General features: G+C 67.0%; 13 protein-coding genes. 5 read left to right on the top strand and 8 right to left on the bottom strand.

Annotated elements, in window-relative coordinates:
- Positions 1-51 precede the first annotated feature (51 nt).
- Both KIK06_RS24160 and KIK06_RS24155 read left to right on the top strand, forming a co-directional pair.
- Positions 52-273: a hypothetical protein gene (locus KIK06_RS24160; protein WP_268645226.1), complete on the top strand. Its 222-nt coding sequence runs from the start codon at positions 52-54 to the stop codon at positions 271-273.
- Between the two features lie 466 nt (positions 274-739).
- Positions 740-2,110 (top strand): tyrosine-type recombinase/integrase, encoded by a 1,371-nt coding sequence (locus KIK06_RS24155; protein ID WP_268645225.1) that lies wholly within the window; start codon positions 740-742, stop codon positions 2,108-2,110.
- Between the two features lie 73 nt (positions 2,111-2,183).
- Here KIK06_RS24155 and KIK06_RS24150 read toward each other — a convergent pair whose 3' ends face one another.
- The 5 genes from KIK06_RS24150 to KIK06_RS24130 form a co-directional block, all read right to left on the bottom strand.
- Positions 2,184-2,432 carry a helix-turn-helix domain-containing protein gene (locus KIK06_RS24150; protein WP_268645224.1) on the bottom strand — a complete coding sequence of 83 codons (249 nt, stop codon included), beginning with the start codon at positions 2,430-2,432 and terminating at the stop codon, positions 2,184-2,186.
- Positions 2,410-2,805 (bottom strand): WhiB family transcriptional regulator, encoded by a 396-nt coding sequence (locus tag KIK06_RS24145; RefSeq protein ID WP_268645223.1) that lies wholly within the window; start codon positions 2,803-2,805, stop codon positions 2,410-2,412. The genes KIK06_RS24150 and KIK06_RS24145 overlap by 23 nt, the downstream gene beginning before the upstream one ends.
- 722 nt (positions 2,806-3,527) lie before the next feature.
- Positions 3,528-4,367, bottom strand: coding sequence for a replication-relaxation family protein (locus tag KIK06_RS24140; RefSeq protein WP_268645222.1), 840 nt, complete (start codon positions 4,365-4,367; stop codon positions 3,528-3,530).
- A gap of 202 nt (positions 4,368-4,569) precedes the next feature.
- Positions 4,570-5,061, bottom strand: a complete 492-nt coding sequence (locus KIK06_RS24135; RefSeq protein ID WP_268645221.1) for a hypothetical protein — start codon at positions 5,059-5,061, stop codon at positions 4,570-4,572.
- 272 nt (positions 5,062-5,333) lie between these two features.
- Positions 5,334-5,831, bottom strand: coding sequence for an ATP-binding protein (locus KIK06_RS24130; protein ID WP_268645220.1), 498 nt, complete (start codon positions 5,829-5,831; stop codon positions 5,334-5,336).
- Between the two features lie 180 nt (positions 5,832-6,011).
- Here KIK06_RS24130 and KIK06_RS24125 point away from each other — a divergent pair, with 180 nt between their 5' ends.
- A complete protein-coding gene (locus KIK06_RS24125; protein ID WP_268645219.1) occupies positions 6,012-6,839 on the top strand; it encodes a helix-turn-helix domain-containing protein in 828 nt (275 codons plus the stop codon).
- Entirely contained in the window at positions 6,832-7,008 is a 177-nt protein-coding gene (locus tag KIK06_RS24120) for a DUF397 domain-containing protein (RefSeq protein WP_268645218.1), read from the top strand. Before KIK06_RS24125 ends, KIK06_RS24120 begins: the two co-directional genes overlap by 8 nt.
- Positions 7,009-7,012: 4 nt before the next feature.
- On the opposite strand, the gene KIK06_RS24115 is transcribed toward KIK06_RS24120, so the two are convergent.
- From KIK06_RS24115 to KIK06_RS24105, 3 genes are all read right to left on the bottom strand, one after another.
- Positions 7,013-7,483 carry an NUDIX domain-containing protein gene (locus KIK06_RS24115; RefSeq protein ID WP_268645217.1) on the bottom strand — a complete coding sequence of 157 codons (471 nt, stop codon included), beginning with the start codon at positions 7,481-7,483 and terminating at the stop codon, positions 7,013-7,015.
- 141 nt (positions 7,484-7,624) lie between these two features.
- Positions 7,625-8,818, bottom strand: a complete 1,194-nt coding sequence (locus tag KIK06_RS24110) for a damage-control phosphatase ARMT1 family protein (protein ID WP_268645216.1) — start codon at positions 8,816-8,818, stop codon at positions 7,625-7,627.
- A gap of 28 nt (positions 8,819-8,846) precedes the next feature.
- On the bottom strand, positions 8,847-12,374 hold the full coding sequence (locus KIK06_RS24105) for an NB-ARC domain-containing protein (protein ID WP_268645215.1): 3,528 nt from the start codon (positions 12,372-12,374) through the stop codon (positions 8,847-8,849).
- A 268-nt stretch (positions 12,375-12,642) separates the two neighbouring features.
- Here KIK06_RS24105 and KIK06_RS24100 point away from each other — a divergent pair, with 268 nt between their 5' ends.
- Complete coding sequence (locus KIK06_RS24100) at positions 12,643-12,999, top strand: hypothetical protein (RefSeq protein WP_268645214.1); 357 nt, start codon at positions 12,643-12,645, stop codon at positions 12,997-12,999.
- The last annotated feature ends 3 nt before the right edge of the window (positions 13,000-13,002 follow it).

Genomic DNA, 13,002 nt, shown 5'->3' with positions numbered 1-13,002 from the left:
CCAGGCGATCTCGTGCGGGCCAGGATCACGAGCCACGAGCCGTGGGGAGTTATGGTCCAGATCATCGGCCACGAATACATCGGTGCGTCCGTGGACGGGATCGTCATCGACTCACCGCTACGCGATCGGGCTGAGCCCAGGGACTACCCGGCCATCGGAACAGAGCGAAGCGCCGTCGTCGCCCGGGTACGGGAAGACGGCGACCCGCCGTGGATCGAGCTCTCCATGCTCCACGCCGACGTCTTCCGCCCCTCCAGACGAGCCGAACCGTAGGCGGTTTCCGTGCCACACACGTGCCACACGAGGCGGTCAACATCGGGGAACCACGGGGAATCGCGGACAGACGGACCACATCAACGCAGGTAGGCGAGGCACGAGGTCAGCACCCAGAAGCGTTGTCGGCTTCCCAAGCTGATAACGCGGGTTCGATTCCCGTCATCCGCTCGGCATCAAAAACGGCCCCTGACGTGCGCTAACGCTGCGCACGCCAGGGGCCGTCTTCGTGTTGGGGTGCACCAGCGGGTGCACGGGGCCGGGATCGGGCCGGTGGGTGTGCTCCGCCCATCCCGTCATACACACCCCCAGCCGGGGTGCACGCGGGTGCACGGACCCAGCCTGTGAGGCCGACAACCTGCGCGAACGCGGATGGATCGCCCACCGCGGCGCCCGGGTCGAAGGTTCTCCAAGATCTTCCGCCGATTCCCTTCGCTTTGGCGCCCACCCAAGCGATGGTCCACGCATGGCAACCATCAACCAGCGCACACTGGCCAACGGGCGCATCCGGTACTGGGTGAAATGGCGGCTTGGCGGCACCCGTGACGGTGCACCCCAGTCCGAACCGTTCGACGTCCACGCCGACGCCTACACCTTCAAACTCCACGTCGAGGCAGCGGGCCACCTGTGGCCGGAGAACTGGATCCCCCGCAAAGGATGGGCGCAGGGGTGGGTCCCCGGACACGGGTGGGTGAACACCGACGACGAGCCCGAAGACGAACCGGTGCTGTTCGCCGACTTCGCCCGCGACCTGATCGACTCCATGTCCGGCATCGACGAACGCACCCGCGCCGACTACCACCGCGACCTCAACCGCCACCTGCTCCCCCACTTCGGGAAGGTGAACCTGCGCGACACGTCCCAGCTCAAGCCCAAGGACGTGCGGGCCTGGGTCAACCACCTCCAGGCCGGAATCCCCGACCCCAGGACCCCCGTCAACCCCAACAACGGCAAGGGCAGCAAGAAGGGCGCCAAACGCGGACAGAAGAACGGGTGGCTGCGCCCGCCGCTCGCACCGAAGTCGATCCAGAACCTGCACGCGCTGCTGTTCACCGTCTGCGAGGCCGCCGTCCGCGAGGACCCGCCGCTACGCCACTCCAACCCCGCCGCCCGCACCCGCCTGCCCCGCGTGGACGACGGCGAGGGCGACCAGGAGATGTGCTTTCTGACCCGTGAGGAGTTCGAGATCCTGCGCGATGCCGCCCACGCCGACGTGCGGGACATGCTGGAGGTGTTCGTGCGCACCGGCCTGCGCTACAGCGAACTGGTCGCCCTCCAGGTCCGCGACATCACCATCACCCGAGCGGTCGGAGCCGACGGCACGGCCACCGTGCGCGGCTACCTGGACGTGCGGAGGGCGTGGAAGCGCCAGAGCGACAACACCTTCAAGCTCGGCCCGCCCAAGACCCGCAACTCCCGCAGGCGAGTGCCGCTCTCGCCCGGCACCATCAACCTCATCCAGGCACGATTGAAGGGGAAGGATGCCGAGGACTTCGTGTTCACCACCGAAACGGGAGCGTGGTGGCGGCACTCCTCCTTCTACTCACGGCGCTGGGTCCCCGCCGTGAAGAAGGCCCGCGAGAGGGGCCTGGCCAAGAAGCCGCGTATCCACGACCTGCGCCACACCCACGTGGCGTGGCTGATCGACAAGGACGTGCACGTGTTCAAGATCCAGCGCAGGCTCGGACACAAGTCGATCACCACCACCATGGACCGCTACGGGCACCTGGTCACAGACATCGACGATGCCATCATCGAGGCCATCGACGGCCCACCCACCGCTCCGGCACCCCACCTGGATCCGGACGGCGGGAAGCGCCTGCGGCTCATCTCCTGACCGAGAGATCGGGAGCCAGGAGGGCCGGTGGGGCGGGCGTTCACCCACCCCACCGGCCCGCTGCTCCTTCTCCCTATCTCTTGTACGGGCGCCCTTGGAAGGTTCGCCGTGCGGGCACCACCTGTTGGGCGGCTCGCTCCACGATCTGCTCCAGGTCCTGGGTGGTGAAGCGGACGTGCTTGCCGAGCCTGCGATGCGGCACCTTCCGTAGCCGGACCCGCTCCCGCAGCCACGACTCCGGAACCGCCAACACCTGAGCTGCCTGCGGGATCGTCAACAACCGGTCCGGCCCGACCTCGTCAGGCCGCTCGACCTCGGCCATCAGCACCTCCCCCACGCTCGACCCGGTGTGCGGTGCGGAACTGGCGTCGCTCGTCCTCTGAGGCACCGCCCCACACCCCGTACAGCTCGCCGCGCTTGATCGCCTCGGCCAGACAGTTGACCTGTACCGGACACACCCGGCACACCCGCTTGGCCGCACGCACCGACCCACCCTGGGCCGGGAACCACAGGTCAGGGTCCATCCCCCAACACGCCGCATGGGCCTGCCAGCCCCCGTCGCCCGGGTCGGGGCGTGTGGGGCCACCAAACCGCCCGTCCGCCCCTGACACACCGCCCCGGCCCGTGGGGCGCGGGCGCGGTGTCCCCGCCGTCACATGGCCCACCAGCGGCGTCTGCCGATTCGTGTCCCCCATGTCCACCCTTTCGTGATCCGTCCGGATCCGTCGGCGCTTCCCCCTTGACGACCTCCTATGAAGACGGCCCCACCGCAGATGCGACACCCGACCCGCGAGCACAAGGTGGCGGTCACGCGGCGCCGCCGGTGCTCGCCCGGCGAGCGGCGAAGCAATTCGCGGCAGCCAAGAAAAAGCGGCGCGAGAAGAAAAGGCGCGCCGCCATGACTCTCGCCTGGCTGCGCGATCTTGGCTGCATCGACCCTCGCCATGGAGATGCTCAACAAAAGGATTAATTGGTGGGCAAGAAAGGGTGGAAGAGGGCGGGTGGGTGGGGATGGTGAGACCGTCGTGGGGTGGGTGTGCGGGGGCGGTCCCGCCCCCGCACACCCCGGGCGCCGCGCGCCCTACGTGAAGAGGACTACCCACTTGGGTATACAGCCGGGGCGGCCGGTGGACCACCCCACAACCCGCCCGACCTGCACTGAACACACCACCGAGGGTGGTCCACCCAAGGAGGGAGCACCAGACGGAGGCCAAGGCGGACGCGGTAACGGCCCACTTACCGGCCCAGTCACAGGCGGAGTCACAGGCCCGCCAACGGAGTACTCCCACCACGGCCACGACCGCCCGCCGAAGCTTCACTGGACCCCACCAAACATCCCTTGTCTCTTCTCGCCACCACCGAATACACGTCCGCTTTTCGGCGACTGAAATCGGGAATGTTCGCCGTGATAAGAGGGCTAGGAATTGTCTTTCTTCTCGCAGGGATAAGCGTTGGGGATATCGCGCAGCTCCACCCGGTCACGGCAGTGAGCCAGCCGCCAGATCGGCGCGCCCGCCCCCTGCACCGCCAGGCGGTGGTGGGTGGTCAGGTACACCCCCACCGTGCCGGTGCAGGAGGAGGCGAGCGTGCGCGCCGCGTTGTCCTCGCGCCGGTCGGAGTGGACCACGAACAGCACGATCGACGGCAACTTGCTGGTCTGGGCCAGAAGCGCGTACCCCGGCATCTTCCTCTTGAGCTGGGTGAGGGGTTCGGTGCCGGTGTCGTACTCCACGAACGCGTCCACCACGGTGACGCCCTGCTCCCAGCGCACGAGGGCGTCCGGGCGGATGTAGCGGCCCCACCGCTCCTTACACTCGCGCTCGGACCTCCACCGAAGCAGATCAGCACCCACCTCACGGGCGCTCTCGGTGAACTCCGCGCGGGTCTGGGCCAGGCCGAGGATGTGGTCCAGGCGGGGCGAGTGGGCCAACGCCAGAGCCCGGTCGGAGCGGAAGTGCAGCTCCTCGGGCTCCTTGCCCTGGTACAGGGCGACCAACACTGCTCCGGTCGGGGACAGGATCCAATGGTCAGGGGCGTTGCGGTCGTGGGCGTGGCGGCGAAACCGGTTGAGCAGCCCGTACCGGTACAGAGACAGCAGCCGGGAGCGAGCCCGGCGGGGTCCGGCCTCGGGGAAGTAGATGCGGTGCAGGTGGTGGGTGGTCATCACCTGGTGCTCCCACAACCCGACCAGGATCTGCCGATCCCGGTCGGTGATCCGGGGAGCCAACCTCGACAGTGTCTGCTCGTACTCGTTCACACGCACCCTCCAAGGGGTCGTCGCCCTTCTCCGCCTTTCACCTCCCTATGGAGACGAGGAAGGCCCGGATGCGACACCGAGCACCCGAATCTCCGCCCTCGGAGATCCAGGCGTGGGTGGATGTTGCTGCGATCACGCCCACCCATGAAGTAGGCGGGTGGTGCCGCTGAAGCGACACCACCCTCATCCTGATCCGAACCGCTCAGCCAACCGTGTTGAGATAGGTCCGGACCACCGCGGCGAGATCAGCCAGGTCGTCCGGAGCCCGCTGCGGCGGAGCGGCCAACAGGTCACCCTCAGGAACGCGGGGGCGGGGAACCCGCGCCCAAATCTGGGTTGGCGGGGGCATGTAGGGGCGCACGAGCGCACCCCACTCCTCCTCGGGGTCGAACTCGGGCACCGAGTCGAGCTCTTCCACCTGGTCGTCGCGCTCCCAGTACCCGGCCACCTCGTCGACCGACGCCACCCGCCTCGGAGAGGTACTCGGTTCGGACACGGCTGCCGACACGGCCGGAGCAGGCGGCCGGGGGCGTTCAGGTACCGGAGAGGTCGCGGTCCTCTCCCGCTTGGGTGGGTCGGGGACGAACACGAACGTCAGCATCGCGGCCAACGTCGCGGTGGCAAGGGCCCACAGTTGGCCCGCGAGGGTTCGCTGCCGCCTGCGGTGACGGCCGGTAGTGTGTTGCACGGTCATCCTCCTGCTGTGTTCAGGTGGTTGATCACGCCCCGACTCGGTGACTCCAACACCGATCGGGGCACCTTCATCTCTGCCACTGGGGCGGGGCGGGTGTCATTGGCCCCGGGGTCGCACGCCCCGAAACTGCGCTTCCCACCCACGCCACACAAAGGGAACAAAGTTCCCACTACCAGCGAAAACGGTGCCGGTTTCGCTGGGGTGGTTGATGGTGGCTTGGGTGAACGAGGTTCTTCAACACCTGTGGCCCGGAAACATCACCGGACCCAGAATCACCATGGCTGACGGGTGCGCCCGGACCGGTCGAAAGCGGCACGAACCGTCAACGGCCCGCCCCGCTGGCCGGTGAAGTCCCAGTACAGGGCCAGGGCGTCCACCAGCGCCAACCCGTACCCGCCTTCAGCCACGAGGGCTCCCCGCTTCTCCGGGCCGGCCGCGGTGGCGACTTCGGGAACGGTGACCTTCGCGCCCGGCCGGGGACCGTCGTCGGTGACACGGAGCAGGAAGAGGCGGCGGCGCCGCTCGATCTCGATCCGCACCCGACCATAGGGAAGCCCCGAGGCGGTGTGCCTCAAGGCGTTGGTGTGGAGTTCGGCCAGCGACACGACCAGGGGTTGGGCCGCTGAAGGCGTCGCCCTGATGGCGTGCGTGGCCCATCGGCGTGCGGTCCGCACATGCTCGGGGTCGGGACCGCACACCAGGCCGCTCACATCGGGGTTCGTGCGAGGGATGCGCCTGGGCAGATCGATCGTCGGCTGGACTGAAGCCATGGTTTTCCACCGGGTCCTTTCGCTGTCGCCTTGGCCGCTGTGGGAGAGCCCGCGCGAAAAGGATGTGGCTAGGACGATCGCCCGGTGAAGGCTGCACGGAGAGTTCCCGAATCTTCCATGGGCCTCTGGAATTCTGTGGAATCCCCCACCATCCGTGACTCTTTGTGGTCACATGGCCTCATGCACACAGACGAACGTGCCCTCAAGGCCTTCGGACGGGAACTGCGCAGGCTGCGCACGGAAGCCGAGCTCACCCAACAGGCCCTGGCCCGGCGGGTGAGCCAGCGCGGCACGACGATCAGTGACTCGCACGTGTCCGACATCGAGAACGGCCGGGCGATGGCCCGGCCGTGGCTACGGAAGTTCCTCGACGAGATCCTGGAGAGCGACGGCAGGCTGGAGCAGCTCTGGGAGGAGCTGACGGGCTCCGGCCGTCAGGTGTGGCTGCACGAGGTCACCAAGCGCACCCACGCCGCCGACGCCCTGTTCGAGTACCAGCCCCTGGTGTTCCCCTCATACCTTCAGACAGAGGAGTACGCCCACGCGCTCATCCGCTACGGATCCCCCTGGCTGTCCAGTCAGGAGGTCCGAGCACTCGCCAAGGAGCGCCGAGAACGCGCGGAGCGCATGGCGAAGACCGAACTCCCCTCACTCTGGTTGATCATCGACCAGAGCGTGCTAGCCCGCCGCTACGGTTCCCCGGGGATCCAACGGGACCAGCTCGCCCATGTCGCTAGCCTTGTGGACAGCGACCGGTTGATCGTGCAGATGGTGCCGACGAACTCTTCTCGTCACGCGGGGAACTCAGGTCCCAGGCGCATCATCACGACCGCGGACGAGCCGGAAGTGGTCTACATGGAATCCGCTGAAGAAGGCCGAATCATCACCGATTCCGCTGGTATCTTTCGTAGCCGCTTGCTGTTCACGGCCCTCCAGGGAGCGGCCCGCGACCCGCAGGAGACCTTGCAGGCCATCCGCGACGAGATGAGGAAGATCGACGATGAGTGACTGGCACAAGAGCAGCTACAGCGGCGGGTCGAACGAGTGCGTCGAGGTCCGCGAGCACAGCACCGGAGCGGACGTGCGCGACACCCAGAACCGCGAGTCGGGACACCTGACCTTCAACGGCCTCGAATGGCACGCCTTCGTTGACACACTCCACTCCACCAGCGAGTAAACGCCTACGAGACCGTCTCGCCATTCTCCAGGTAGACCGTCGTGCCCTCCCCACGGGCGCGAGTGCCATGGGTGATCCTGCGCGCGAGCCGGGGGATCGTCACCTCCGTAATCGAGGCCACGTCATGGAATTCGTACCCGGTCAGCTCGGCTGGGTCGAGGACGATCTGGTCCAGCCAGCCCTGGTCGAGCACTCCCCCGTCGAAGACGAAGAGCTGCTTGTCGCCCTCGGAGGGGTTGGGCGCCCAGTCGACAACGAGGAGTCGTCCGATCGGCGGAATGATCCCCAGCTCCTCCTTCACCTCACGCGCCACGGCCTGGGTCGGGGTCTCCCCGTGCTCGATGTAGCCGCCAGGGATATCCAGGTAGTCCTTGTAAGAGGGGACCACCATCATCACCCGACCGAGGTGATCGAAGAACAGAGCGCCAGCGGCAACCCTCGGGCGGGCGAAGGATTCCGTGGGATCAGAGGCCATGTCCTGAGACTAGAGGCGCTCGAGTCCGGCCACGGCACCCAAACCGCATGCGACGTTCTGGCAGGGGGCATAGGCCGCCCTGAGCGTGAATACGAAACTCACTTCTCCTATCAGATGGACCGAGAGCAGCGTTGCCCCTACTTACCGGCGAGCTTGGATGAGGGCGTGGGTGCCATTGGTACGCCAGTCCTGGCCGCTTCCCTCAAGTCCGGCCAGCGTCTCCTCGCGCAGGCCAGTGATGACGTCGGACTTCAGGGTGCGCAGAGCGGCGACCGGCCCGGGAAAGTATGCCGTGACGTCTTGGAAAGGGATCGTGGGTTCCCAGAGCTGGTCGCCCACCAGGCGGCGGTAGTTGAGGTCGCCCTTAAGGATGGTGACGTCGGCCTCGGAGAGCTCCGCGCGCAGGTCCTCGGGCATGTCCCGGTACGGCAGCGGCGCGCAGAAGAACGGGTGGGCGTCCACCGTGAGCTGGCCTGCGCTCATGGCCTGCCACAAGCGCTGACCGATCTCACCGGCTCGGCCCGAAGCCTGGAGCAGTCGCCGGAGGCAGTCGATGACGTCTGCCGTCATGGCGTCGGAGACGTAGTAGGGGTAGGGCTTGACGTGCAGCGTGACGATACTGGCGTGGCGGTGCCGGAGCAGGTGGTCGATGAGGACCAGATCCGGGATGAGTTCGCGACCCGCGTTGTCCGCGACCACGTTGACGGTGACCGGTTCGTCGGCGGTCAGGAGTGACCAGAGCAGGGAGCTGTCGTCGGCGACCAAGTAGGAGACCGCAGCGCTGTGCGCCGCGTCTTCGGCGGAGATACGGAAGCCGAGGTCGGCGCGGTTGCCCCAGAGCGATGCGTGCAGCAGTGCTTCGGCCTGCTCATGTTCCGGCCGTGCCGCCAGGTCGTCAAGGGCGCCCAGCTCCTCGGCCATTTCCTCGCTGCGCAGCTCGGCCTGCTTGAAGGGGGCGAAAGGGTCCACTCCCTGCCAGGGGCCGGGGGCGAAGTATCCGACGGCTTGGAGGAGCTTGCGGTAGAAGTAGCTCTCGGCCCACAGGAACGGGGCGTCGAACCACGAACACCCGAAGTGTTCGCGCCCCCAGGCGGCCCAGGTGCTGTGGTCGTGCGCGGCTGTCGGCAGCGGCTCGATGACGCCTTCGGTGATCTCTTCCAGCAGGGTGTCGAGGGCCTGGTGCTGTTCGGGAGCGTAGGGGAAGGCGTCGCGGACCTGCTGGATCAGGGCCGGGTGGCGCTTGGTGAGGACACCCCACGCGAACGTTCCGGGGGTGTCGCCCATGATCACCGGAGCGTCGGTCCCGCTAGTGCTGCCAGATGCTTCCACTGCCATCTCTCCTCGGCTTCTCGTGTACCGCTCGTCAGTTCCTGATCCTCAACGCCACGACACCCGCCGCGCTTCCGACGAGCACCTGGTCCTTCGCCCCGTCGTACGCCGCGCAGTGCAGTGAGGCGTCGACGCGGACCTCGGCGATCTGCCGCTGCTCGCTGAGTGACCACAGCCGCACGGTCCCATCGGCGGCGGCTGATACCAGGTGATCTTCGTGGCTGGCGAAGCCGAGCATGAGGATGCGGCCGGTGTGTCCGGACAGGTGGGCGGTGAATCGGTCAGCGCGGAGGTCACGCACGGGGATCTCGCCGGTGCCTGCCCCGACGGCGGCCCGCGTCCCCTTGCTGTCGAGGGTGACCGAGCGAGCCCACCCGCTGGGATTGGTGAAGCGACTCCTGAATTCCCCATCGGGCGCCTGCCAGACGCGGACGGAGCCGTCGCCGCCGCATGCGGCCAGTACCTCACCGCTGTCGTCGAAAGCGATCGAGCGCAGACGGCCGGCACGGACGTTTTGGGACCAGAGCAGTGCGCCGTTGGGAAGGTCCCAGCAGCGGATGTATCCATCGCCCGTACTCGCGGCCAGTCGCGGCGTAGACCTGGCCATGGCCACAGCCCAGGTGCGGGTGACGTCCCGGTTCAGGGTGAGCTCCCAGCTCGCGTTGCCCAAGGCCCAGGCTTTGACCGTGCCGTCGCCACACGCTGCCGCCATGTACTCATCGCTCCCAGCCAGAGACCACACCCGTCCGTGGGCTGCTGAAAGCTTGCGGCGGAGTGCGGATGTCTCCGCGTCGAGGAGTTCGACAGAACCCGCGCCATCGCCAGCCGCCGCGATCCGGCCTCCGGCGGCGAACTGCGTGGACCATACGGTGTTCGAGCCCACGCCCAGCGTCTCGAACTCACCGCGACCGGCGGCATTCCACAAGCGGATGCCACCGTCTTCACATCCTGCGACCACGGTGCCGTCGTTCGCGCGGGCGACTGATCGTACCCAGTCAACCCCGGGAGGCAGCCGCACATCGCCAGCCGTCCCATTCGAAGTGAATGCCTGGATTCTCGGTTCCTCTGTCGCGGCGAGAATGACGTCGGCCCGCGCGGAGAGGGCGACGGCACGCACTCGCGCGTTGAGGTCCGAAATTTGGCGTATGGGCGTCAGGCGACGTTCGCTGGTGTTCCAGACGTGCACGGAGTGATCGCCGGAGCCGGACGCCAGTACGGAAGACTGTGGAGCGAATGCGACTGAGCGCACCCAGTCCCGGTGTGCGGCGTGCTCATCCAGCAGGTTGCCGGTGCCCAAGTCGTAGAGTCGGACGAACTCGTCCTCGCCCGCCGCGGCGATGGCGGGCTCGGCCTCGCTTCCGACTGCGACGGACCAGATCGGAGTCCCGGTTGTCTGCATCTTGCGTACGAGCACCAGACGCTCGACATCCCAGGCGCAGATGGCTCCGTCTTCGGCGCCGGAAACGAGGAAGGCCCCGGAGGGTGAGAAGGCGAGGCTGCGGATTCGTCTGCTGTGGCCCGTCAGGGCTCCGACCGGTTCGCCGGTGTCGGTCCGCCACAGTCGGATCACCGCGTCGTCTCCGGCTGACGCGACAATCAGCCCGTCTGGGGAGAGTGCGGTGGCGAAGACCCAGCCGGTGTGTCCGTGGTGGGCGCGAAGCAGTCTGCGGGTGTCGAAATCCCACAGCCGGACGGCTCCGTCCTCCCCGCCCGAGGCTACGAGGCGATTGGCGGTGGAAACGCTGACCACGGCCCCGACGTGTCCGCCCGGTTCCTCTGGCCGCTGTTCGACGTCGGGATGGCGCAGCCACTGGGCCTGGAGGGTGGTTCCGGATCGGGCCAGGTCATCCAACGCCCTGGCGGCAGAGGGGAGCGGCGATCGCTTCAAGGCGATGGCGAGGGTCGCGGCGATGTCAGCGGGGTTGGCCAGCCCGCTCAGGAGGTACCCGGCCTCGGCCATCATGCGGGCTGTCATCCAGACATGGTGCTGGGGATGCGAGTCCTCGTGCTGGCGAGGTAGTGAGTCCAGCACGGCCGCGTCCGCTGTCAGCGCCTGGTGCCCGACGCGATTCACCTTGTGCACGATGTACTCAGGGGAGGCGAGCAGGCTGACCAGTTCGGTGTCCAAGTCGGCTTCGTGAAGGTGGTACGGAAGGTTTCGCCATAGGTAGGTGTGAGCGCTGTTCAGCGTCTCCCACTGGCCATCGGTGGTCTGCCGGTAGGTATCGATCAAGGATCGGTGGAGTGCGGACCAGTCTTCTCCGATCGTGTGCCGCAGGTAGGAACGGAAGACATCGTGGAGGATGACCGCGTCACGATCGGCGAGGTAGGCGCTGAGGAGTGACCTGTCGGCCAGGAGCCGACAGAACTGCCGCACGGCGTGGGCAGGCCACCCGTAGGCGTTGTGCCACCAGTGCGTGAGGACCGACACGGGAATGGGCGCCGCGGGTGGGAAGACGGCAAGCGAGAGGTAGCGGTCCTTGAGATCGGAGCGACCAGCGATGACGACGCTTTCGTCGAGGCTGCGCAGACTCGACGCGATCGCTTGTCCGATCGCGTTCTTCCGCTGATCCGTGTCCCAGACGTCGAATGCTTGGGGACCGTGGGTGCGGAGGGTCTCGCTTGCTTCCAAGGCGATGCGGTCTACTGGTGCTCCGGCGGTGACGTCCTGCGAGATGTTGGAGCCGACGATGGCGGCCAGCAGCGGCCATCCACCGCACCCGTGAGCCAGTTGCGCCGCTTCCTGCTGGTCAAGGGTTGCGACGTTGCGGGTGAGCAGTTCTCTTATTTCGGTGGAAGTCATAGGCCCGAGGCGGACGACACGGGCTGCGGAAGGACACACGCGGATGTTGCGGGTGGTGACGAGCCGGACGCATTCCTCTCCTCCCAAGAGGAATGGGCTGAGGTCTGCGGCGGACCAGACGTTGTCGATGACCAGGAGTGCTCGGCGCCCCTGAAGAAGTCGGGCAAGGTGGAAACCTGCCTGCTCTGGGTCGGCGAGTGCTGGTCGGCTGCCGTCCAGGTGCACACAGAGATCGGAGATGAGCTCGACCACCCTGGCGGGGGTACATCCCTGACCGGTCTCCACCCACAAGAGCTCTGGAAAGAGCTCTTGGACGCGTGGGTCGTGGGATACCTGGGTTGCCAGCGTGGTCTTCCCGAAGCCGCCCGGACCGCAGACCGCTGCCGTGGCGATGCCCTCGGCCGTCGACGCCTCCCGCAGTACGGAGACGAGTCCTTCGAAGTCGTTTGGCCTGTGCACCAAGCCGGGCTCCGGAATGGGTATCGGGAAGTAACTGTCCGGTGTGGCCGTGGGAGCGGGCTTCGGCTCACCGACAGCGTCCCAGAACCGCTGCTGAACTTCTGGGCCGCTGCGTTCCAGAGCCGTATCCAACAGCGCTTGAGAGTCCGGTACGAGTTCGATCTTTCCGCCCCGGGATTCCCAGTTGGACACCGTCCGATCGCTGACGCCGAGGTAGGAGGCGAAGCCACGCACGCTTTTGCGCATCGCCCGTCGCAGTGCGCACGCCTCCCTTCCGGTCCAGCGCTGCACTGAGCCCACCGAAACTCCTTCGACCGACACCAACGACGTTAATAGCGTAGAGCGCCTCGACCGGTGCTGAATGCCTATCGCTGCGACAGGCATTCAGCGCGACTTCAACACCTGCGGCAGAGAATCGTGCGATGGCCGCATTCCCGCTCATGGCACGCGTGAGCGACGGCGGTTCCGCAGGGGTGCAGCGGCGTGACAGCGCGCTTGACGCTGATTACAGGCAGTCTGCTGCCACACGGAGCACAACGGCTCCGTACCGATCGAAGAGAGGTAGGACATGCCGACTGCTCGTCGCAGCAAGACCGACCACCTCATCTACGCCGACGTCGTGGACTCCAAGAGCAAGGCCGGGGTCTGGATGGGAGAGCGCGAGTCCTTCCAGGAGCAGCAGAGCAGGATTCTCGAAGCCGTCAAGGACAAGCTCGACTGGGTGACCGTCGAGGGCGCCATCATGGCGATCAGCACTGAGCCCGCCGGGATCGCCGTCATCGCCCCCAACCCCACCCTGCCCGGCGTGATCGTCCTGGCGGATGGCGGTTCGCCCGCCGCCTCGGCCGAACTCCAAGCCACGTACGAGAAGACCATCCGCGAGGCCATGGCCGAACTGGGCATCAGCGAAGAGGAAACGGCCTGACAC

Origin of the sequence: Nocardiopsis sp. EMB25, from assembly GCF_026797795.1 — a bacterium.
Lineage (GTDB): Bacteria > Actinomycetota > Actinomycetes > Streptosporangiales > Streptosporangiaceae > Nocardiopsis > Nocardiopsis lucentensis.
Note: the sequence above shows the minus strand (reverse complement) of the source record. Positions and strands in the feature narration are given on the sequence as shown.

What these genes read in the sequence shown, in the direction of transcription:
- KIK06_RS24160 (WP_268645226.1), top strand. Translation starts at nt 52, where the DNA reads ATGGTCCAGATCATCGGCCACGAATACATCGGTGCGTCCGTGGACGGG.
- KIK06_RS24155 (WP_268645225.1), top strand. Translation starts at nt 740, where the DNA reads ATGGCAACCATCAACCAGCGCACACTGGCCAACGGGCGCATCCGGTAC.
- KIK06_RS24150 (WP_268645224.1), bottom strand. Translation starts at nt 2,432, where the DNA reads ATGGCCGAGGTCGAGCGGCCTGACGAGGTCGGGCCGGACCGGTTGTTG.
- KIK06_RS24145 (WP_268645223.1), bottom strand. Translation starts at nt 2,805, where the DNA reads ATGGGGGACACGAATCGGCAGACGCCGCTGGTGGGCCATGTGACGGCG.
- KIK06_RS24135 (WP_268645221.1), bottom strand. Translation starts at nt 5,061, where the DNA reads ATGACCGTGCAACACACTACCGGCCGTCACCGCAGGCGGCAGCGAACC.
- KIK06_RS24130 (WP_268645220.1), bottom strand. Translation starts at nt 5,831, where the DNA reads ATGGCTTCAGTCCAGCCGACGATCGATCTGCCCAGGCGCATCCCTCGC.
- KIK06_RS24125 (WP_268645219.1), top strand. Translation starts at nt 6,012, where the DNA reads ATGCACACAGACGAACGTGCCCTCAAGGCCTTCGGACGGGAACTGCGC.
- KIK06_RS24120 (WP_268645218.1), top strand. Translation starts at nt 6,832, where the DNA reads ATGAGTGACTGGCACAAGAGCAGCTACAGCGGCGGGTCGAACGAGTGC.
- KIK06_RS24115 (WP_268645217.1), bottom strand. Translation starts at nt 7,483, where the DNA reads ATGGCCTCTGATCCCACGGAATCCTTCGCCCGCCCGAGGGTTGCCGCT.
- KIK06_RS24110 (WP_268645216.1), bottom strand. Translation starts at nt 8,818, where the DNA reads ATGGCAGTGGAAGCATCTGGCAGCACTAGCGGGACCGACGCTCCGGTG.
- KIK06_RS24100 (WP_268645214.1), top strand. Translation starts at nt 12,643, where the DNA reads ATGCCGACTGCTCGTCGCAGCAAGACCGACCACCTCATCTACGCCGAC.